The following is a 20,821-nucleotide window of genomic DNA, read 5'->3' on the forward strand; positions in this document are numbered from 1 at the left end:
GAGGGGCCGATCAGGCAGTTGTGGGGCCTGACGAACCGGGTCGAACGTCATCGATCGCCCACCACAAGTGCATGATCGACGAGGCGGGAGGGTGGGGCCGCCCGTCCGGGCATCGGCTTGGCACCCGCACGGGTGGCGGTGGAGGATACGGGGGTGTCAGCGGAGGCGGGGCCCGCGGCGACCGGGGGCCGAGACGAGCACGTCCGGCGCGTCCGGCTCCCCGCAGACCGGCGTACGCCGGCCGCGGCGCGGGCCCTAGTGCGGTCCGTCCTCACCGAGGCCCACCTGGACCAACTGGCCAACGAGGCCATGCTGCTCACCACCGAACTCTCCACCAACGCGGTGGAGCACGCCCGCACCGAACTGGACGTCGAGGTGGTCGCCGACCCGGTCGGGATCACCGTCACCGTGTCCGATTTCGCCGCCGGCCCGGTGGAAGAGCTGACCGTCGGGGTCCGCAACGACGCCACCGACATCGACGAGGTCTCCGAGCGCGGCCGGGGGCTGCTGCTTGTCGACCACTTCGCCAGCCGCTGGGGCACCACCTACCTGCCCACCGGCAAGGGGGTGTGGTTCCGGCTGGACCTGCCCGGCCCGGCCACGGGCACCCGGCACGCGCGGGTACCCGGCGCGGCGACCGCCGGAGGCGGCGCACCGGCGACCCCGGAGAGCTCCGCGCCGAGCGCCGGGGCCATGAGCGAGCTGATGCAGACCACCCCCGACCCGTACGCCGAGGATCCGCTGCCCGACTTCGCGACCAGCCTGCTCACCCGGGTGGCGGAGATGGTCGGCGCGGCGGGCGGGGTCGTGCGGCTGGACCGGGGGGACGGGCAGGGCACCCAGGTGCTGGCCCGGTACGGCCGCCAGCCCCGGCCCGGCAACGAGCTGCTCCGGGTGGCGCTGGCCGTGCACCGGCCGTACACCGGTGAACTGGTGCTGGACGCGGCACCGTCGGCGTACGCGCGACCGCTGGCCGTGCTGATGGCCGAGCGGCTCTCGCTGCACCTGGAGAACGACCGGCTGCGCCGGGCGGACGTCCGCCGGCAGGCCTGGCTGACCTTCCTCGCCGAGGCGAGCGAGCTGCTCGCGCAGTCGCTGGACGTCGAGTTGACCATGGCGCTCGTCCCCCAGCTCGTGGTGCCCCGGCTCGGGCAGTGGTGCGCGGTCCACACGACCGACGAGTGGGGCCGGCTCCGCCTCGCGGCGGCCAGCCACGCCGACGAGTCGGTGCTGCCCCAGCTGCACCAGGTGCTCGCGGAGACCGGCCCGGACTCGGTCCAGGCCCGGCTGCGCGAGGCGTCCCGCAACGGCACCCAGATGCCGCTCGGCGCGCCGATGGAGGGCTTCGCCGTCCCGTTGATCGCGCGGGGTCAGCGGCTGGGCACCCTGGCCGTCGGCCGGCACCAGCGGCACCGGCACGACCCGGACGAGGTCGCCGTGCTGGAGGACGTCGCCCGGCGGGCGGCGCTGGCGATCGAGAACGCCCGGATCCACGCCGAGCGCCGGCGCGTCGCGCACACCCTCCAGCAGTCGCTGCTGCCGCCGGTGCTCCCCGTGGTCGAGAGCATCGGCTTCGCCGCCGAGTACGTCCCGACCGGCGGCGACGTCGACGTCGGCGGCGACTTCTACGACGTGGTGCCCCTGCCGGACGGCCGCTGGCTGGTGGTGATCGGCGACGTCTCGGGCAAGGGGGTGCAGGCGGCGACGGTCACCGGCCTGGTCCGCGACGTCATCCGGGTGCTGGTGGGCGACGGCAAGCCGCTGCCGGAGGCGCTGGCCCGGGTCAACGAGACGCTGCTCGAGCGGGGCGGCGGGCGCTACTGCACGCTGGCCCTGGCGGCGGTCGGCCCCGGCGACGGCGACCGGCTCGACGTGTCCCTGCACCTCGCCGGCCACGACCGGCCGGTGCTGCTGCCCGCCGGCGGCGGGGCGCGTTTCGTCGGCATCGGCGGCACCGCGCTCGGCCTGCTCGACTCGATCGCCTCCCCGACGGCCGAGGTGCCGCTCGCCCCGGGGGACTCGCTGGTCTTCTACACCGACGGGGTCACCGAGCGGCGGCGCGGCCGGGAGCTGTTCGGCACCGAGCGGCTGCGCGACGCCGCCGCCCCGCTGGCCGGCTACCCGGCCGACGTGATCGCGGCCCGGCTCCGCTCGACGGCGATCGGCTTCTCGGCCGAGGCGCCCCGCGACGACATCGCCATCCTGGTGCTCCGCAACGACGCGACCTGAGCAGCGGCGGCAGGGCCGGCCGGACGGGTTCGCTAGGTTGACCGCATGTCGAGCACCGTCCATGCGTCCGCCGAGCGCCCGCCGCTGCTGCGCAGCACCGTCGCCGCCCAGTCGGCGCTCACCGCCGCCTTCGTCGTCGTCCTCGCGCTCTGGGTCGGCCGGATGGCCGCCGCCGGGGTCGGCCCCGAGGAGATGCGCAGCGGGGCGTACGACCCGAAGGACCTGGTGCCGTTCGGCCTGAGCGCAGCGAACCCCCTCATCTGGCTGTACGGCGCGGTGTCGCTGCTCTACCTCGCCGGCCTGGTCGCCGGGCCGCTGCTGGCGGTCCACGCCGTGGTCCTGCTGGCCCGGGACCGGTCGGCCATGTCCCGCCGCACGTGGCGGGTGTTGCTCGCCCTGACCGTGGGCGCGGTGGTCGTGGCCGCGAGCCGTTTCACGCCGGTCGGCGCCGACCTGCACCGCTGGTGGATGGACTGAGCCGCGCGCGACCCCGGCCGCGCCGCCCTTCCGCCCCGCTCGCGCCGGGAGCTGGCCGGCGCGGTCAGAGGCCGCCCGGGAGGCGGCCCGGGGCGAGGCGGCGGTGCGGATCGAGGTGCTCCTTGGCCGCGCGCAGCCGGGCCAGCCCGGCCAGCTCGCCCCAGAGGTCGACGGCCCGCCGGACGGCCGCCGGCGCGGAGACCACCACGCACCGGCCCTGCCGGGCGAGGAGCACGCCCCGGACGGCGGCCAGGATCGACGCCACCCGGTCGGGGGACATGGCAGCGGGCAGGGCCGCGTGCACCACGCCGAGGCCGGCGGAGCCGCGCACCGGAACGGGGCCGCCGGCGGCGTCCCGCAGCGCGTAGACGGCGGCGTGCAGGTCGGCGATCGGCACCTCGATGCGCAGCGCCGTGTCGCCCGGGCCGAACGGATAGCGCCGCCACCACTCGGGCGCGGCGTGGCTGGCGGCCGCGCCCGGGCCGAGGAGCGCGACGAGCCGGTCGGCGCGCTCGGCGACGTCGGCCGGGCCGCCCTCCAGCAGCACCACCAGCCGACCGGCGCCGGCCGGGCCGCCGCCGGCGCCCCCCGCCATGGACGGGTGCGCGGACATCGCGGAGGCCCGGCTGCCCTGGCGCGGCCGGGGTCCCGCGCCGGCCGGCAGGTCCAGCTCGACCGCCGCCGGGTCGAGGCGCGCGGCGAGCACGGTGCGGACCAGGTCGTGCACCTCCAGCGGGGTCCACACCGGTCGGCTGACCCAGATCCGGCCGGCCGGTACGGCCTGCACCCGCAGGGTCGCCGAGACCAGCACGCCGAGCGCCCCCTGCGAGCCGCAGAGCAGCCGGGCCAGCTCCAGCCCGGCCGCGCCGCCCCCGGCGTCGACGAGCTCGCCGTCGGCGTCGAGGTAGCGCACCCGGACGAGCTGGTCGCAGGGGCTGCCGTGGCGGTGCCGCAGCGGTCCCGCCTCGCCGGCGGCGAGCACGCCGCCGAGGGTGGCCCCGGGCGAGGGGGCGTCGAGCGCCAGGCGCTGCCCGGTGCGGTCCAGAGTGGCCTGCACCGCCCGCAGCGGGGTGCCCGCCCCGACCTCGGTGGTGGGCGCGCCGACCGGCTCGTGCCCGATCCCGGCGAGCCGGCCGGTGTCGAGCATGATGTCGACCCGGTCGGGGGCGGCACCCCAGTCGATCTTCGTGCCGGCGCCGCGCGGCACCACCGTCAGGTCGTGCCGGGCGGCGAGCCGCAGCACCTCGGCCGCCGCGCGCGGACCGCCCGGGACGGCGACCCAGCGGGCCGGGCGGCCGGCCACCTCGTCGGCCGGGCCGGCGAAGCGGGCGAACGGCGGGCCGCAGATCTCCGTCAACCGCCGGGTGATGTCGAGGGCTCCGGGCCGGTCGGTGGAACTCGCTGCAGCCGCCATGCCGGCCATCGTACACATGTTCGAAAGCTGTGGCGGCGGGTCGCCGACGAGGCCGCGCGGCGGGCGGCGCGCGGCCGGTAACGTGACGCCGTGACCACCGAGACCCCCGTGCCCACGGCGAAGCGGGTGCCCAGCGAGCGCACCCACCACGGCGACACAGTCGTCGACGAGTACGCCTGGCTCACCGCCAAGGACGACCCGGAGACGATCGCCTACCTGACCGCCGAGAACGCGTACACCGAGGCCCGGACGGCGCACCTCGAAGGGCTGCGCGCCGACCTGTTCGAGGAGATCCGCCGGCGCACCCAGGAGACCGACCTGTCGGTGCCCGGCCGCAAGGGCGGCTACTGGTACTACACCAGGACGGTCGAGGGCCAGCAGTACGGCGTGCAGTGCCGCCGGGCGGTCCGCGACGGCGAGACCGAGCCGCCGGTCAGCGCGGACGGCGCGCCGCTCGACGGCGAGGAGGTGCTGCTCGACGGCAACCTGCTCGCCGAGGGGCACGACTTCTTCGCGCTCGGCGCGTTCGACGTCAGCCCGGACGGGCGGTGGCTGGCCTACTCCACGGACTTCTCCGGCGACGAGCGGTTCACGCTGCGGGTCAAGGACCTGTCCACCGGCGAGCTGCTGCCCGACGAGGTGCCCGACACGTTCTACGGCACCGCCTGGTCCACCGACGCCTCCGTGCTGTTCTACGTGACGGTGGACGAGACGTGGCGCCCCAACCGGGTCTGGCGGCACACCCTGGGCACGGCGTCCACTGAGGACGTGGTGGTCTACCAGGAGGACGACGAGCGGTTCTGGGTCGGCGTGGAGCTGAGCCGCTCGGAGCGGTTCGTCATCATCGACGTGCACAGCAAGATCACCAGCGAGGTGCTGGTGATCCCGGCCGGCAACCCGACCGGCGCGCCGGCGTCCGTGGCACCCCGGCGGCAGGGCGTCGAATACACCGTCGAGCACCACGGGCACCGCTTCCTGATCCTGCACAACGACGGCGCGGAGGACTTCGCGCTGGCGTACACCTCGGCGGACGCGCCCGGCGACTGGGTGCCGCTCATCGAGCACTCGCCCGGCACCCGGCTGGAGGCCGTGGACGCCTTCGCCGACCACCTGGTCGTCTCGCTGCGCACCAACGGGCTGACCGGGCTGCGGGTGCTGCCCGTCGGCGGCGGCGACGCCTTCGACATCGACTTCCCGGAGCCGCTCTACAGCGTCGGCCTGCACGACAACCCGGAGTACCGCACCGGGCAGATCCGGCTCCGCTACGCCTCGCTGGTCACCCCCGACTCGGTCTACGACTACGACCTGGTCACCCGGCAGATGGTGCTGCGCCGGCAGAAGCCGGTGAAGCCCGGGCCGGACGGGCGGGCGTACGACCCGGCCGACTACGAGCAGCACCGCGACTGGGCGCTCGCCGACGACGGAACCCGGGTGCCGGTCTCGCTGGTCTGCCGGGCCGGCACGCCGAAGGACGGCTCCGCCCCCTGCGTGATATACGGCTACGGCTCGTACGAGGCGAGCATGGACCCGTGGTTCTCCGTCGCCCGGCTCTCCCTGCTGGACCGGGGCGTCATCTTCGCCGTCGCGCACACCCGGGGCGGCGGCGAGCTGGGCCGCAGCTGGTACGACCAGGGCAAGCTGCTGGCCAAGAAGAACACGTTCACCGACTTCGTGGCCTGCGCCCGGCACCTGGTCAAGGCGGGCTGGACGACAAGCGACCGGCTCGTGGCCCGGGGCGCCTCGGCCGGCGGGCTGCTGATGGGGGCGGTCGCCAACATCGCCCCGGACGCGTTCGCCGGGATCGTCGCGCAGGTGCCCTTCGTGGACGCGCTCACCTCGATCCTCGACCCGTCGCTGCCGCTGACCGTCACCGAGTGGGAGGAGTGGGGCAACCCGCTGGCCGACCCGGAGGTCTACGCGTACATGAAGTCCTACACGCCGTACGAGAACGTGCGGGCGGTGGACTATCCGGCGATCCTCGCGGTGACCAGCCTCAACGACACCCGGGTGCTCTACCACGAGCCGGCGAAGTGGGTCGCCCGGCTGCGGGCGGTCGCCCCGCAGGGCGACTACCTGCTGAAGACCGAGATGGGCGCCGGCCACGGCGGTCCCAGCGGCCGTTACGACTCCTGGCGCGAGGAGGCGTTCGTCAACGCCTGGATCCTCGACCGCCTCGGCCGCGCCTGACCTGCGTGTCAGGAAGGGCACCTTCTTAACGGATTCCGCATAGGAAGGTGCCCTTCCTGACGCCTCAGCGCAGCACGCCCGACGCCCGCTCGGCCGCAGGACGTTCGCTCAGCGCAGGACGCCCGCAAGTACCGCCGGGTCGACGTTGCCGCCGGTGACCACGGCGACCGTACGGCCGGGCGGCAGCTCGGCGGCGCGGAACAGCCGGGCGGCCACGGCCACCGCGCCGCTCGGCTCCACGACCAGGCGGGCGTCGGTGACCAGCCGACCCATCGCGGCGCGGATCTCCTCCTCGGTCACCGTGACGATGCGGTCGAGCCGGGCCCGCAGGTGGGCGAGGGTCAGCTCGGAGGGGGGCAGGCGCAGCCCGTCGGCCATCGTCCGGTAGGTGCGCTCCTCGCCCCACACCACCACCGAACCGGCCGCCAGCGACTCCCGCGCGTCAGCGGCGAGTTCCGGCTCGACGCCGATCACCGTCGCCGCCGGGCGCAGGGCGGTGACAGCGGTCGCGACGCCAGAGGAGAGCCCGCCGCCGCCCACGGGCACCAGAACCACGTCGACGTCGGGCAGGTCCTCGACGATCTCCAGCCCGACCGTGCCCTGACCGGCGATGACGCGCCGGTCGTCGAAGGGCGGCACCAGCACCGCACCCGTCGTCGCGGCGATCCGCTCCGCCTCCGGCCCGCGTTGCGGGGGCGGCACCAGCAGCACCTCGACGCCCAGCGCCCGGATCCGGTCCACCTTCGCGGCCGGGGCGCCCTCGGGCACCACGATCCGGCACGGCACGCCGGCCGCGCGGGCCGCGTACGCCAGGGCCAGGCCGTGGTTGCCGGAGGAGTGGGTGACCACGCCGCGCGCCCGCTCCTCGGGCGTCAGCCGGGCGACCGCGTGGGTCGCGCCGCGCAGCTTGAAGGACCCCACCGGTTGCAGGCTCTCCGGCTTGAGCCACAGCTCCGGGTCCCACCCGGTGCGCACCAGCGGGGTACGCAGCACGGTGCCCGCAATGTCGGCGGCGGCGTTCCGGACGTCGGTGATCGAGACCAGATCCATCGGCCCATCCTGCCCGACGCACGGGGCGCCGGCGGGCCTACATCGGTTCGAGCGGGGCGGCGAGCGGCTGTTCCGTCCGCCCTGACGCGTAGTCCATCTCGACCGGGTCGCCCTCCCACGGGACGACGAAGGTCCCGGTGGTGTTGCCGTCGACGTTGTACGGCCGGTTCGGGTGCCGCGCGCTGCGCAGCCACTTGCTGGACAGCTTGTGCAGCCACGTGCGCTGGCGTTCCCAGACGACGAGGTGCCCGGTGCCGTCGAGCCGGTACATCAGCTTGTGCCGGCCCTGGATGGACCGGTAGAGCTCCGGGACCGAGAAGTTCAGCGCGATGTTGTTGGCCGTGGCGTCCTTCTGCCCATACACGATGAGCACCGGCACCTTCTCGCCGAGGTTGGTGTGGTCGGCGGTCACCCGCTCCTGGTTCCAGCCCCACCAGAATCCGTTGCGGAACCGCGAGACACCGGGCCCCCAGGTGCGACCCAGCTGGTCGTTGGCGAGGAAGGCGTCCCACACCACGTCGACGATGCCGTGCGCGTCGTCCCGCTGGCCCGGGTAGCGGGGCTCCACGTCGACCTCGCTGTCCCACGACTTCCTGAGACCGGCCTTGTGCACTATGTGCATGGGGAAGCCGTACACGGGGCAGGGGGAGCTGACCGGGAGCGTCGGCGGCGTCGACGGGCCCGTCACCGCGAAGATCGGTGCGAGCAGGAGGACGCTGGCCACCTTGGCGGGGTCGACCGTCATGGCGAACGGCCCCACGGCGTACGCGCCCGCCGAGTAGCCGATCAGATCGACCTTCGGTGGCATGTCCGGCTGGCCCAGGATCCAGTTCACGACGGTCCCGAGTTCTGCCCAGTCGCTCGCCGAGTTGGTGAGCTGCTTCGGATACCTGGCCGCGCACGGTTCCCGGGGCAGCAGGAGGTGCTGCTGGAGCGGGTTGATGTTGCAGGGGTCGTTCATCTGCACCGGGCGGGTCGACCTGCCCATCCCCTGCAGGTCCATGACGAAGACGTCGAACCCGTCCTCCGCCAGCTCCCTCGCCCAGCTGTACCCGCCCTCCCCCGCGTCGTACTCCAGGTCGAACGAGACGAGCCCCGGGCTGCTGCGGCCGTGCACCATGAGCACCGGCTGGCGGGGCCGGCTCGGCGGAAGGTCGGGTTTGAACCAGCGGACGAACAGCTGGATCACCGCGCCGTTGTTCGCGTCGAGGTTCGACTTGTGGCTGACCGCGAAGTCCTCGCTGGTGAAGTGCATGGGTCGTACTCCGGTGAATCGGCCCCCGGGCTGGCCTGGACACGTCCCGGTGACGCCAGGATCGCCTGCCGCCTCGCGGCGCGCGGGCCGGCCGCGGCGCGTTCACCCGTCCGGGCGCCGGCACCCGGCGGCCCGCGCCCCGGTGCCTAGACTGCCGGAGTGAGCGGGGGCGACGGCGTGGACGACGACGAGCCGGCCGAGGGCGTACCGGCGTCGGGGTGGCGGGCGGCGGCGCGCGACCGGCGCGTCTGGGCGATCCTCGCGGTGGTCGCGTTCCTGCTCGTGTGCTGCTGTTCCGCCGCCGCCGGGACGCTGCTCGCGCTCTCCGCCGGCCTGTTCGCCGCCGGTTGACCCCGCCAGGTGTCAGAAGGGCGCCCGCCCCTGCGTCCCGACCAGTGCGGCCGCCTCGCCGGTGCGTACCATCCGCTGCCAGCGCAGCCGGTTGCCGACCAGCGCGGTGACCACCGACTGCACCACCACCAGGTACATCACCTGCCGGTAGATCAACTGCTGGAACGGCAGGCTCCACAGTGGGCCGAAGCGTTCCCGGTCCAGTCGCAGCGCGTACGCGGCGGTGAGCGCCTGGAGCAGCAGCAGCCCCGCCCAGGCCAGCACCAGGGTCGACCAGGGCAGGAACAGCAGGCCGTAGACGGCGTAGACGTCCACCGCCGGGGCTGTCAGCGGCAGCACGATCTGGAACACCGTCAGGTACGGCAGGCCGCGCCGGCCGAGCCTGCCGCCGGCGCCCCGCTCGCGCAGCGCGTGCCGGTGCTTCCACATCGCCTGCATCGTGCCGTAGCACCAGCGGTAGCGCTGCCGCCAGAGCTGCCGCAGCGAGGAGGGCGCCTCCGTCCAGGCGATGGCGGCCTCCTCGTAGACCACCCGCCAGCCGGCCCGCAGCACCTTCATGGTGAGGTCGGTGTCCTCGGCCAGGGTGTCCGAAGGCACCCCGCCGACGGCGAACAGCACCTCGCGGCGGAACGCGCCGATCGCGCCGGGGATCGTCGGCATGCACTCCAGCACGTCGTACATCCGGCGGTCGAGGTTGAAGCCGATCACGTACTCCAGGTGCTGCCAGCGGCCGAGCAGTCGGCGCCGGTTGGCGACCTTGGTGTTGCCGGAGATGGCGCCCACCGTGGGGTCGGCGAAGCCCTGCACCAGCCGGTGCACGGTGTCCGGCTGGAAGACGGTGTCGCCGTCGACCAGCACCAGCAGGTCGGCGCGGGCGGCCCGGATGCCGGTGTTCAGCGCCGCCGGCTTGCCCGCGTTGGCCTGCCGGACGACCCGCACCCCGCGCAGGCGGAGCCGCTCGACGATCCCGGCGGTGTCGTCGTCGGACCCGTCGTCCACGACGATCACCTCCAGCGCGGGATAGTCGCTGGCCATGAGCGACCGGACGGTCGCGGCGATGTTCGCGGCCTCGTTGTAGGCCGGCACGATCACCGACACCGGGGCGGTGACCGTCGGCGGCGTCCGCCTCCGGCTCGGCCGACGGACCCGCCGCACGTGCACCTGGGCGCAGACCACCTGCGCGACCAGCCGGGCCACGCCCAGCACCAATGCGACCCCGAGCAGCAGGTCCATCATCCCGGCGAGCCAGCCGGCGCCGGCCTGGGTCCACCGCAGGGCGTGGCCGCTCAGCCGGCTGCCCGTGCCCGCCGGCACCATGGAGGCGGGCGCGTCGATCCCCTCGGAGACGGTGGTGAAGCGGTAGCCCTGCCGGGTCAGCCCGGGCAGCAACTGGTCGAGGGCGGCCACCGTCTGGGCCCGGTCGCCGCCGCCGTCGTGCATCAGCACCACCGCGCCGCGCCCCCGTTCCGGGGTGGCGGCCTTCACGATGGCCGGCACGCCCGGCCGCTGCCAGTCCTTGGTGTCCCTGTCGGCGAGCACGGCGACGTGCCCGGTGCCGGCGGCGGCGCTCAGCGCGGCGTACTCGGAACCGGTCAGTGCCGACGGCTGGGACGAGAACGGCGGCCGGAGCAGGGTGACCTCGCGGCCGACCGCCCCGGCGACCGCCTTGCGGGTCAGCGAGAGCTCCAGGTCGCGCCGCCAGTCCGGGGCGGAGCCGAGGTCGGCGTGGGTGAAGCTGTGCGAGCCGATCTCGTGCCCCTCGGCGAGGATCCGGCGGACCAGCTCCGGATGCTCGTTGACCCGGGCACCGACCACGAAGAAGGTGGCGCGCGCGCCGTGCCGGCGCAACGCGTCGAGCACCTGCGGCGTCCACCGCGGGTCCGGCCCGTCGTCGAAGGTCAGCGCGACCGTACGGTCGGGCATGGTCCGGCTGACCGGCCGGTCCTGGTCGAGCCGCAGCACCGGCCCGCCGGTGACGACCTCCTTCGGCACCGCCGGCCCGGCGGACGTGTCCGCCCGTGCCCCGCCGGAGCCACCAGTGAGCCCGGTGACCAGACCGTCGACGGTGAGCGCCGCAAGCAGCAGCGCCAGCCCGAGCAGGAGCAGGACCCAGTGTGCCCGCGGGTCCCGGCGGGCGATGTGCCGCCCCACCGCTACCTCGGCTTGCCCGGGGACCGGCTGGGCTTCGCGGTGCGCCGTTCGTCGCCCCGGCCCGGCTCGTCGGACCGGCTCGGCCGGGCGGTGGGAACGCCGGTGGCGGTGGCCGGGGCGGTGCCGTCGCCGGCCGTGCGGGTGGGCGTCGGGACCGAGGTGCTGGTCACGGGCGACGGACGGGGGCGGGCCGACGACGCGCCGCCCACCTCGCCGCGGACGTCCGCCTCGGCTTCGCGCGGTGCCGCCGGGCGGGTGTCCGACCAGCCGGGCGGCGACACCGACGAGTCCATGAAGAGGCCGGCGGCGATCAGGCCGAGGCTCGTGAGCAGGCCAAGGCCCATCGCGGTGCCGGCGATCACCGTGAGCCGGCGCCGCCGTCCGGTCCGGTCGACGAACACCGGCGGCGCTCCGCTCGGCTGGTTGCGCATCTACTGACTCCCGCTGCCGCACACACCGGGGGTCGTCCGGCCCCGGCCGGGCCCGTCGGCCGGGCCTCCGAGCAGACAGCGTCCGGACCGCCGCCGGCGTTACAGCTCAGGTCGTCCGCAGCTCCTCCACCGCCGTACTCGCGCGCAGGAAGAGCAGGCCGACGCCGACCGTCGCCAGCACCCCCGCCAGGGCGCCGGCCCCGAGCAGGGCCAGCTGTTCCAGGGGTACGTCGGGCGGCACGGTCACGTCCGGCATCGCCACGAGCCGGGTGTGGCGCGCCCGGGTGGCGGGGTCGGCGCAGAGCTGCGCGGTGGCGTCGCAGACCTCGTTGTAATGCTCTGCGGTCGGCGTGCGGAAGAGCCCCCGGGCCAGCAGCAGGCCCACGGCCAGCGCGACGGCCACCGCCGGCACGGCGGGGGCCAGCGACTGCCAGGCGATGGACCGGCCGAGCGTGGGCCGGGGCACCCCGGTCGCCACCAGGGCCGCGTACGCGCTCCGCCGGGCGGTGATCCCCTCCACCACCGCGACGACCAGCCCACCGGCGGCGACCAGCATGGCCACCGCCACCGCCAGGTCCACCAGGTCCATGGTCCGCAGGTAGAAGCCGTCGTCGCCGGCCAGTCCGCCGCCGGTCCGCCGGCTCAGCTCGCCCGCCGCGACGAAGTACTCCCGCAGCCCGGCCGCCCCCGCGCCGAGGAGCACCGCCGCCAGCAGCGCGGCCAAGGTGCGGCTGCCCGCCCACGGGTCGGCCGTCAACCGGCGGGCGGCGAGCAGCGCGGCCGGCCCTCGGGCGTAGCGGTGCAGCATCCGCCCGGCCGTCCAGGAGATCCAGCCGGTGCCGACGACCACCCCGACCATGGCGGCCAGCCCGCCGCTGACCAGCAGCGCCGGCACCAGCCACGACGGCGGGTCGGTGGCGCGCCGGTCGTAGAGGCGGGTGACCGGTTCGACGGCGACGAAGGCGGCCAGCCCGGCGCCGATGAGGACGCCCGCCCAGGGCCGAGGGCCGCGTTCCCGGCGGTGCGTACGCAGCACGCCGAACGGGGTCGTGCTCACCCGGCGCAGCATCAGCGCGGTGGCCAGCGCCGCGACCACCGGCAGCCCCGCCAGCACCGCCACCAGCGCGCCCGGGGCGGGCAGCACGTCGGTGGGGAGCGCGAGGCGTCCCTGCGCGTCCGGCCGGTCGAGCAGCTCCCGGCCGGCGAAGTGGACCGATGCGCCGGCCAGCGTGCCGAGCAGGCTCGCCAGGCCCGTCTCCAGCACGGCGATCCGGGTCACCTGGCCCGGGGTGGCGCCCGCGAGCCGGAACGCGGCCAGCCGGCGGTCCCGCGCCGGGGCACCGAGCCGGGCGCACTGCCCGGCCAGCGCCAACACGGGAATCAGCAGCAGCAGCAGGGCGAAGGCGGTGCCGCCGCGCAGCCCCGGCTCGACGAGCAGCTCGTTGGCGTACTGGTGGGACCAGCGGCTGCCGTTGCCGTCGGTGGCGGGCGGGGTGGGGATCGCCAGCACGGTGAGCGCGGCCAGGGCGGCGAGCGCGGCCAGGGCGGCGCTGAGCGCGGTCAGCGCCACCCGGACGGTGTCGGTGCGGGTGCCGGCCAGGGCGAGGCGTACCAGCGTGGACGGTCTCACCGGCGGCTGCCCGGCAGCGGGGTGTCGAGGCCGAGCCCGGTGTGGTCGACCATGCCGTCGCGGAGGATGACCTCGCGGTCGGCGTACGCGGCGATCTGCGGCTCGTGGGTGACCAGGACGACTGTGGTCTTCTGCTCGCGGGCGAGCCGGACCAGCTGGGTGAGCACCTGCTCACCGGCGAGTGTGTCCAGCGCGCCGGTCGGCTCGTCGGCGAAGAGCACCCGGGGCTCGGTGACCAGGGCCCGCGCCATGGCGCAGCGCTGCTGCTGCCCGCCGGACATCTCGCCCGGCCGGGCGTCGGCCAGCTCCGCGACGCCGAGCCGCTCCATCCAGGACAGGGCGGCCGTCCGCGCCTCCCGCCGCCGGGAGCCGGCGAGGAGCAGCGGGAGGGCGACGTTCTCGGCGGCGGTCAACTCGGCGACGAGCTGGCCGAACTGGAGGAGCACCCCGAACTCGGTGCGCCGCAGCCGGGACCGGGCCGCCTCGGACCAGGTGTCGATCCGGTGCCCGTTCCAGCTCACCTCGCCGACGTCCGGGCGCAGGATGCCGGCAAGGCAGTGCAGGAGGGTGGACTTGCCGCAGCCGCTCGGGCCGGTGACGGCGACGATCTCCCCCTCGGCGACGTCGACGGTGACGCCGCGCAGCGCGGGTGTCGGCCCGTAGGCCTTGACCACGCCGCGAGCCTGAAGTTGCGTCACGAGTGCACCTCCCGGTGCCAGTCGGCGACGCGGTCCAGGGTGGTCCGTAGCCACCGCAGGTCGGCGTCGAGATGGGCGATGGCGAAGTCGGCCGCGACGATGTCGTCGAGGCTGGCCGAGGGCGCCGTCTTCACCGCGGTCAGCTCCCGCAGCCGCTCGGTGTGGGCCTGCCGCTGGGCGACGAGGTAGGCCCGGGCCCGGTCCGCGTCGGCCACCAGCAGCGCCACGGCCACCTTGGCGAAGAGTGCGCTGGCGACGTACGGCATCGGTGGCTCGACCTCGGCGAGCCACCGCTGGAGCGCAGCCCGGCCGTCGGCGGTGAGCGAGTACGCGGTGCGGTCGGGACCGCCTTCGCGTTCCTGCCCGGCGGGTGCCACCAGGCCGTCCCGCTGCAACCGGCCGAGGGTCGAGTAGACCTGCCCGAAGGCCAGCGGCTTGGCGCGGGGCAGGCGCTCGTCATGGGCGCGCTTCAGCTCGTAGCCGTGCCGGTTGCCGGCGGCCAGCAGTCCCAGCAACACGTGCGGGGTGGACACCGCGTCACTATTCACCCGGTGAATAGTGACTGTCAAGGAGGCCCGCGCGGCGGGGGTGCCGCGCGGGCCTGGTGGCGCTTCGAGCTCAGGCGCCCGCCGACCAGCCCGGGTCCCGGCCGGTCAGGGCGAGCAGACGGTCGATCTCGGGAGCGTCCGACGACGACGTCCCCACCGGCTCCGCGAAGACGCCCTGCTCCCGGGCCGCCGGCCCCATCTGCTCGCACAGGGCGTACAGCGGGGGCAGCGCCTCCGGCGCGGGGCGGAACGGCTGCCCGGTGGCGACGGCCAGGTCCCAGGCGTGCACCGTCAGGTCGAGCAGCACCATGGTGCCGACCGTCTCCTGTGGCAGCCCCATCCCGGGCGAGACGCCCTCCAGCGCGGCCGGGTCCGACCACGCCGCGACCAGTTTCGCGGCCTCCGCCTCGAACCGGTCCCGCCAGCCCTCGGCCAGGTGGTCGGGCTTCTCCGCCCACTCCGGCTGCCCCCTGCCGGCGAGGGCCTGGAAGTTGACCACCACGTCGTAGAGGTGGTTGAGCAGGTCGCGCACGGCGTAGTCGCTGCACGGGGTCGGCAGGTCCAGTTGGTCGTCCGAGACGCCCCGGACCACCGCGACGGCACGGGGCGCCGCGGCTGCGAGCAGATCACCAGTCTTCGTGGCCATGCGCTCAGGGTACGAGCGTGGCCCCGCCGTCGCCGCCCCGCGCGCAGCCGGCTCAGTTGCGGCGGAGGGCCACCACGGCGACGTCGTCGTGGATCTCCGGCGGAGCCAGCTCGACCAGGAGCCGTTCGCAGAACCGGTCCAGGTCGTCGTCGACCCGGGTGGCGGCCACGGCCAGGGCGGCCAGCCCGTCGTCGATGGTGGTGTCCCGCCGCTCGATCAGTCCGTCGGTGTAGAACACCAGCGTCGCCCCGGCCGGCAGCACGAACTCCAGGTCGGGCGGCCGGGGCGCGCGGACCCCGAGCAGCGGGGCCGAGTGCTGCACGAACTCCACCTTGCCGTCGAGGCTGAGCGCCGGCGGCAGGTGCCCGGCGCTGGCCAGTCGCACCCGGCCGCTGGGCGGGTGCAGCAGCAGCACGCAGATCGTGGCCAGCTCGTCGGGGAGCAGGGTGCGCATGAGTTCGTTGACCCGGTGCAGGATCTCGCCCGGCTGGTGCCCCTCCACCGCGTACGCCCGCACCGCGTGCCGCAGCTCGGCCATCACCGTCGCGGCGTGCAGCGAGTGACCGGCCACGTCGCCGATCGCCAGCAGCAGGTGGCCGTCGAGCATCACCAGCTCGTAGAAGTCGCCCCCCACCTCGGTCTGGGCGCTCGCCGGCTCGTAGCGCACGGCCAGGTCGAGCCCGTTGACCTGCGGGATCCGGCGCGGCAGCAGGCTGCGCTGGAGGGTGACCGCGATGCGGTGCTCCTCGTCGAAGGAGCGCTGCGCTTCCACGGCCGCCGCCACGGCCTGGGCGAGCTGCCGCAGCACGGGGGTGTGGGCGGTCTGCGTGGCGGTGGGCACGACGACGTAGAGCGGCGCCCGGTCCTCGCGCAGCCGGGCGGCGACCACCGTGACCGTGTCGCCCGCCGGCCAGCCGACCAGGCCCCAGGCGGCCGGATCGTCCACCCGGACCGTCGTCCCGGTCGGCACCCCGGTGTCGTCGACGATCCACCCGACGATCGTGGCCGTGCCGTCGGGGCCGTCCGCGATCCCGGCGATGCAGTCGCCCTCGAACGTCTCGGCGACCACGGCGGCCGGGCTCTTGAAGATCTGCGCGGCGCCGGCCGCCGCCGCCTCCAGCAGCCGCGCGAAGTTCGGCGCGGAGTGCACCGCCATGGTGGTGTCGGCCAGGCCGAGGAGCCGTTCGGCGAGCACTTCCGCGCGCTGCCGGGCCCGGTAGTAGCGCAGCACCGCGTGGGAGGTGGCGACCAGTTCCTCCGGCTCGATCGGCTCCGCCAGGTACGCGTCCGCGCCCCGGGTGAGCCCCTGCGCCCGGTCCACCACGTCCACCGCGTGCGCGGACACGTGGATCACCGGCATCGCCGGGTGCGCCGCCTTGATCCGCTCGCAGACCTCGAAGCCGTTCAGGTCGGGCAGCCGCACGTCGAGCACCACGAGGTCGATCGGGTCCACCCCGACCCGGGCCAGCGCCTCGGCGCCGTTCTCGGCCTCCAGCACCGCGAAGCCCGCCCGGGAGAGCCAGCTCACCAGGAGGTAGCGCTTGGTGGGGCTGTCGTCGACCACCAGTACTGTCGCCGGGCCGCCCTCCACGTCACGCTCCGCCCACGGGCAGGGTGACGGTGAACGTGCTGCCCCGGCCCGGCTCGCTGGACACCACGAGGCTGCCGCCGAGCAGGGTCACCAGCCGCCGCGCGTACGGCAGGCCGAGGCCCGTTCCGCCGACCCGGGTCGCGCCGGGCACCTGGTAGAACTCCTCGAAGATCCGCTCCTGCAGCTCCGGGGGGATGCCCGCGCCGGTGTCGGAGACGATGAGCGACCAGCGCTCGTCCTGCCGCTCCGCCCGCAGCCGGACCTCGCCGCGCTCGGTGAACTTGAGCCCGTTGTGCAGCAGGTTGCGCAGAACCTGGGCGAGCAGCACCTCGTCCGTACGCAGCGTCGCCGGGACGGGCGGCTCCTCCACCACGAGCTCGACGTCGGGCCGGATGGCCAGGGCCCGCAGCGTGCCGCGCAACTGGCCGAAGACCGGCCGCAGGTCGACCTCGGCCCAGTCGGGCTCGATCCGGCCCGACTCGGCCTTGGCCAGGTCGAGCAGCTCGTTGACAAGCGTGAGGAGGTCACCCGCCGAGGAGCGGATCAGCCCGACCTGGCGGGCCTGCTCGGCGGTGAGCGGGTCGGAGGCGGAGTCGCCCAGCAGCCGGCCCAGGCCGATGATCGCGGTGACCGGGGCCCGCAGCTCGTGGCTGACGTTCGCCAGGAACCGGCTCTTCGACTCGCTGGCCGCACGCAGCTGCGCGGACTTCTCGTCCAGCTCGGCGTAGAGGGCGACCACGCCCCGGTTTGTCTCCTCCAGCTCCTCGGTGAGCTGGTTGTAGAGCGCCATCACGCCCCGGTTGGTCTCGGCCAGCTCCTCGTTCAGCACGGCCAGCTCGTCGCGCTGGCTGCGTACCTCGTCGAGGGCGGCGATGAGCTGGGCGTTCTGGGCGGTCAGCTCGTCCAGGGCGCTGCCCGGGGCGTTCCGGTCGAGCTCGGACCGCAGCTCGGCGAGACGCTCGGGGGTCAGCACCTCTGCGGTGACCGGGACACGTCGGGACATCCTCACGACCGTATCCCCCTCGCGTGTCGCCACGCCCAACTTGTCCACCAACCGCGCCACGGCACCGGACTGCGGCTCGTACCGCCCGTCGGGCAGCGGACGCACGGGGACGAGGTCCACCCGCAGGTGCCGCCTGCCGTCGACGGCGTCGTGGACGAGGACGAATGCCACCTCCGCCCCGCCGACCGAGTGCAGCAGGTCGCGGGCGACCTCGCTGAGCGCCGTGGCGATGCGTACCTGGTCCTGGTGCTCAAGGCCCACCGCGGCGGCGACCTCACGGCCCCGCTGCCGGACGACGAAGATGTCGTGTTCGACCCGCAGCGCCATCTGCAGCAGCGGCGCCCCGGCGGACCCGGTCACGACCAGGCCCGGGCGGCCAGGACGCAGGCGTCGTCGCGGCGCGTGCCGGCGTCACGCAGCACCGTCGCGGCCACCACCAGGGGCGACCGGTCGGCGAGACCGGGATAGTCGGCGAGCTGCCAGCGGTCGACCACCCCGTCACTGTGCATGACCAGCAGGGCGTCGCCGTCGAAGGGGTAGTCGTACTCCCGGACCGAGGGTCGCTGGTGCCCGGCGATGCCGGGCAGCGAGACCAGGCCCCGCCGCTTGCCGTCGCCGCCGATCACGACGGCGGAGATGTTGCCCAGCCCCGAGTAGCGCAGCACCCCGGCCGACGGGTCCGGCTCGGCCACGGCGAGCGCCGCGCCCCGGGTGTGCGACATCGAGCGGTGCAGGTGCGCGACGACCGCCGACGGGGGCCCCGCCGGCGCCTTGCGGAACGCGTCGAGCGCGGCGTCGGTGGCGGCGGAGGCGAGCGGGCCGTGTCCCAGGCCGTCGCAGACCAGCACCTGGCGCCGGCCCTCGACGATCCGCCACGCGTACCCGTCGCCGCAGACCGACTCCCCGGGTATCGGCCGGCTGAGCGCGCCGGCCCAGGGCCGCTCGTGCCCGCCGTCGGGCTTCGGCCAGACCTGGACGGCGAGGACGGTGCCGCGCTGCGGCCGGGAGTAGCAGTCGAACCAGCTCGCCTGCCGGACGATCGCGCCGAGGCCGATGCCGAGCGTCCCGACGGTGGAGTGCCCGTCCTCGAAGGAGGCGGTGAGGTCTGCCATTCCCGGCCCGGAGTCGAGGGCGACCAGTTCCACGCCGGCCTCCCCGTCGCGCCGCACCGGCCGCAGCAGCACGACACCGTCGTCGGCGTGCTTGACCAGGTTGCTGGTCAGCTCGGCGGCGACGATGGACAGGTCGGCGATGCGGGCGTCGCTCAGGGCGAGTTGGGTGCCGAGCCGTTCGGCGGCCCGACGCGCCGTGCTCGCCGCGCTGCCGCTCTCGACCCGGTACCAGACTCCGCGGTCGGAGACCACGTCGTCGTTCATCGGGCCCATTTGGTGACCGTGATCCGGGTTCCCTCACCCGCGGCGGTCTGGATGTCGAACTCGTCGACCAGCCGGCGGGCGCCGCTGAGCCCGAGTCCGAGCCCGCCGCCGGTGGTGTAGCCGTCGGTCAGCGCGAGGTCGAGGTCGGCGATGCCCGGGCCGGAGTCGGCGAAGACGATCCGCACGCCCCGCCGCCGGCCGTTGTCCACGATGGCCACCTCGACCGAGCCGCCGCCGCCGTACACCAGGGTGTTGCGGGCCAGCTCGCTCGCCGCGGTGACGACCTTGGTCTGGTCGACGAGCGAGAGCTTGACCGCCACCGACACCGTACGCACCAACTGCCGGACGCGTACCACGTCCTCGTCGCTGCGGATCGCCTGCGCCTGCGGCTGGCCCAGGTCGACTCCGGTGGTCATGACAACGCCGTCGTCTCGGCGTCCGGTTCGTCGTCGAACGCGAGCTCGCGCTCGTCGGCGTGGGCCGCCGCGATCAGCTCCATGCCCCGCTCGACGTTGAGCGCCGTCCGGATGCCGTTGAGCGACAGGCCCAGCTCGACCAGGGTGATGGCGACGGCGGGACGCATCCCGACCACGACCGTCTCCGCGTCGAGCACCTTGGAGATCGACGCGATGGTCGACAGCATCCGCCCGACGAAGGAGTCGACGATGTCCAGGGCGGTGATGTCGATGATCACGCCGTGGCAGCCGGTGGCGACGATCCGCTCCGCGAGGTCCTCCTGGAGCTGGACGGCCGTCTGGTCGGACATGTCGACCTGGATGGAGACCAGCAGGATGTCGCCGATCTTGAGGATCGGCACCCGTTCCATCAGGCCTCCCGACGCTGGCGGCGCCCGGTCTCGACCCCGGTGAGCCGGAGCACGTGCCGCAGCGCGTCGGCGAGGCTGGCCTTGGTGGCGATGTCGCCGAACTCGATGCCGAGGGCCACGATGGTCTGGGCGATCTGCGGCCGGATGCCGGAGATGATGCAGTCGGCGCCCATCAGCCGGGCGGCCACCACGGTCTTGAGGATGTGCTGGGCGACCTGGGTGTCCACCGCCGGTACGCCGGTGATGTCGATGATCGCGTAGGGCGAACCGGTGTCGACCAGGGTCTGGAGCAGCCGCTCCATCACGACCTGGGCCCGGGCCGAGTCGAGGGTGCCGACCAGCGGCACGGCGACCACGCCCTCCCAGAGCTTCACCACCGGGGTGGACAGCTCCAGCAGCTGCTCCGCCTGGTCGGCGATGAGGCTCTCGCGGGTGCGCACGAAGCTCTCGAAGGTGAAGAGACCCATCTGGTCGATCAGCCCGGAGAAGGCGACGTAGTCGCGCAGCGTCTGGGCGCCGCCCTCGGCCTCCATCCGCTCCAGCAGCACCTCCTTGAGCGAGAACACGCTGATCGCCGTCTCGGAGGCGGAGAAGCCCTGCCGGGCGCGTCCCCGGGACAGCTCCGAGAGCACGGCGCGCAGCTCGGCGGCCCGCTCGGAGTCGAGGTCGACGGCACCCTGTTCACTGACAGTGATCATGCTAGAGTGCAGCTCCTGCAGCTGCCGGCGCAGCTCGCCCTGGCTGAGCCGCCCGCGCAGGGACCCGGCGACGATCTCCGTCCAGCGCTGCATGATCCGATCGGCATGACCGGTCAGCAGACCGGCCAGCCGGCTGCTTTCCTCGGCGCTCAACGCCATGGTGAACCCCCTTCGACCTCGACGGCGGACTCTATCACCGGGGGTCGCAGCGCTACTTGTCGCAGGGCAAACGAATGAGGACGGCCCCCGGATACCGCATC

At 74.6% G+C, this 20,821-nt stretch carries 19 protein-coding genes; 4 read left to right on the forward strand and 15 right to left on the reverse strand.

From position 1 onward, the window contains the following. Positions 1–153: 153 nt before the first annotated feature. Both AB0B83_RS03870 and AB0B83_RS03875 read left to right on the forward strand, forming a co-directional pair. Complete coding sequence (locus tag AB0B83_RS03870) at positions 154–2,229, forward strand: SpoIIE family protein phosphatase (RefSeq protein WP_357576861.1); 2,076 nt, start codon at positions 154–156, stop codon at positions 2,227–2,229. 45 nt (positions 2,230–2,274) lie between these two features. After that, positions 2,275–2,706, forward strand: a complete 432-nt coding sequence (locus AB0B83_RS03875; protein WP_357576862.1) for a hypothetical protein — start codon at positions 2,275–2,277, stop codon at positions 2,704–2,706. 64 nt (positions 2,707–2,770) lie between these two features. On the opposite strand, the gene AB0B83_RS03880 is transcribed toward AB0B83_RS03875, so the two are convergent. Beyond that, complete coding sequence (locus tag AB0B83_RS03880; RefSeq protein WP_357576863.1) at positions 2,771–4,120, reverse strand: FAD-binding oxidoreductase; 1,350 nt, start codon at positions 4,118–4,120, stop codon at positions 2,771–2,773. 90 nt (positions 4,121–4,210) lie between these two features. Here AB0B83_RS03880 and AB0B83_RS03885 point away from each other — a divergent pair, with 90 nt between their 5' ends. Then, positions 4,211–6,307 carry a S9 family peptidase gene (locus AB0B83_RS03885; RefSeq protein WP_357576864.1) on the forward strand — a complete coding sequence of 699 codons (2,097 nt, stop codon included), beginning with the start codon at positions 4,211–4,213 and terminating at the stop codon, positions 6,305–6,307. Between the two features lie 108 nt (positions 6,308–6,415). On the opposite strand, the gene AB0B83_RS03890 is transcribed toward AB0B83_RS03885, so the two are convergent. Together AB0B83_RS03890 and AB0B83_RS03895 are read right to left on the reverse strand one after the other, a co-directional pair. Then, complete coding sequence (locus AB0B83_RS03890) at positions 6,416–7,357, reverse strand: threonine/serine dehydratase (RefSeq protein WP_357576865.1); 942 nt, start codon at positions 7,355–7,357, stop codon at positions 6,416–6,418. A 37-nt stretch (positions 7,358–7,394) separates the two neighbouring features. Next, the gene (locus tag AB0B83_RS03895) at positions 7,395–8,612 is read right to left on the reverse strand and encodes an alpha/beta fold hydrolase (RefSeq protein WP_357576866.1); all 1,218 of its coding nucleotides are present in this window, start codon (positions 8,610–8,612) and stop codon (positions 7,395–7,397) included. 159 nt (positions 8,613–8,771) lie between these two features. Here AB0B83_RS03895 and AB0B83_RS03900 point away from each other — a divergent pair, with 159 nt between their 5' ends. Further along, entirely contained in the window at positions 8,772–8,963 is a 192-nt protein-coding gene (locus AB0B83_RS03900; protein ID WP_357576972.1) for a hypothetical protein, read from the forward strand. Between the two features lie 12 nt (positions 8,964–8,975). On the opposite strand, the gene AB0B83_RS03905 is transcribed toward AB0B83_RS03900, so the two are convergent. The 12 genes from AB0B83_RS03905 to AB0B83_RS03960 all read right to left on the reverse strand — a co-directional run bounded on the left by AB0B83_RS03905 (position 8,976) and on the right by AB0B83_RS03960 (position 20,720). After that, complete coding sequence (locus tag AB0B83_RS03905) at positions 8,976–11,114, reverse strand: bifunctional polysaccharide deacetylase/glycosyltransferase family 2 protein (RefSeq protein ID WP_357576867.1); 2,139 nt, start codon at positions 11,112–11,114, stop codon at positions 8,976–8,978. 2 nt (positions 11,115–11,116) lie between these two features. Further along, positions 11,117–11,545: a hypothetical protein gene (locus AB0B83_RS03910; protein WP_357576868.1), complete on the reverse strand. Its 429-nt coding sequence runs from the start codon at positions 11,543–11,545 to the stop codon at positions 11,117–11,119. A 106-nt stretch (positions 11,546–11,651) separates the two neighbouring features. After that, positions 11,652–13,175 (reverse strand): FtsX-like permease family protein, encoded by a 1,524-nt coding sequence (locus AB0B83_RS03915; protein ID WP_357576869.1) that lies wholly within the window; start codon positions 13,173–13,175, stop codon positions 11,652–11,654. Next, positions 13,172–13,873, reverse strand: a complete 702-nt coding sequence (locus AB0B83_RS03920; protein WP_357576870.1) for an ABC transporter ATP-binding protein — start codon at positions 13,871–13,873, stop codon at positions 13,172–13,174. The genes AB0B83_RS03915 and AB0B83_RS03920 overlap by 4 nt, the downstream gene beginning before the upstream one ends. Beyond that, entirely contained in the window at positions 13,870–14,406 is a 537-nt protein-coding gene (locus tag AB0B83_RS03925; protein ID WP_357576961.1) for a PadR family transcriptional regulator, read from the reverse strand. The genes AB0B83_RS03920 and AB0B83_RS03925 overlap by 4 nt, the downstream gene beginning before the upstream one ends. Before the next feature lie 85 nt (positions 14,407–14,491). Then, positions 14,492–15,067 (reverse strand): TIGR03086 family metal-binding protein, encoded by a 576-nt coding sequence (locus AB0B83_RS03930; protein WP_357576871.1) that lies wholly within the window; start codon positions 15,065–15,067, stop codon positions 14,492–14,494. Positions 15,068–15,119: 52 nt separating this feature from the next. Next, the gene (locus AB0B83_RS03935) at positions 15,120–16,658 is read right to left on the reverse strand and encodes a SpoIIE family protein phosphatase (protein ID WP_357576872.1); all 1,539 of its coding nucleotides are present in this window, start codon (positions 16,656–16,658) and stop codon (positions 15,120–15,122) included. 1 nt (position 16,659) lies between these two features. Further along, a complete protein-coding gene (locus tag AB0B83_RS03940; protein ID WP_357576962.1) occupies positions 16,660–17,988 on the reverse strand; it encodes an ATP-binding protein in 1,329 nt (442 codons plus the stop codon). A gap of 29 nt (positions 17,989–18,017) precedes the next feature. Beyond that, a complete protein-coding gene (locus AB0B83_RS03945; RefSeq protein ID WP_357576963.1) occupies positions 18,018–19,037 on the reverse strand; it encodes a SpoIIE family protein phosphatase in 1,020 nt (339 codons plus the stop codon). Then, on the reverse strand, positions 19,034–19,453 hold the full coding sequence (locus tag AB0B83_RS03950; RefSeq protein ID WP_357576873.1) for an ATP-binding protein: 420 nt from the start codon (positions 19,451–19,453) through the stop codon (positions 19,034–19,036). Before AB0B83_RS03950 ends, AB0B83_RS03945 begins: the two co-directional genes overlap by 4 nt. Continuing rightward, positions 19,450–19,863, reverse strand: a complete 414-nt coding sequence (locus AB0B83_RS03955; RefSeq protein ID WP_357576874.1) for an STAS domain-containing protein — start codon at positions 19,861–19,863, stop codon at positions 19,450–19,452. The genes AB0B83_RS03950 and AB0B83_RS03955 overlap by 4 nt, the downstream gene beginning before the upstream one ends. After that, a complete protein-coding gene (locus AB0B83_RS03960; RefSeq protein WP_357576875.1) occupies positions 19,863–20,720 on the reverse strand; it encodes an STAS domain-containing protein in 858 nt (285 codons plus the stop codon). The genes AB0B83_RS03955 and AB0B83_RS03960 overlap by 1 nt, the downstream gene beginning before the upstream one ends. Between the last annotated feature and the right edge of the window lie 101 nt (positions 20,721–20,821).

Origin of the sequence: Micromonospora sp. NPDC049060, from assembly GCF_040649055.1 — a bacterium.
GTDB classification, from domain to species: domain Bacteria; phylum Actinomycetota; class Actinomycetes; order Mycobacteriales; family Micromonosporaceae; genus Micromonospora; species Micromonospora reichwaldensis.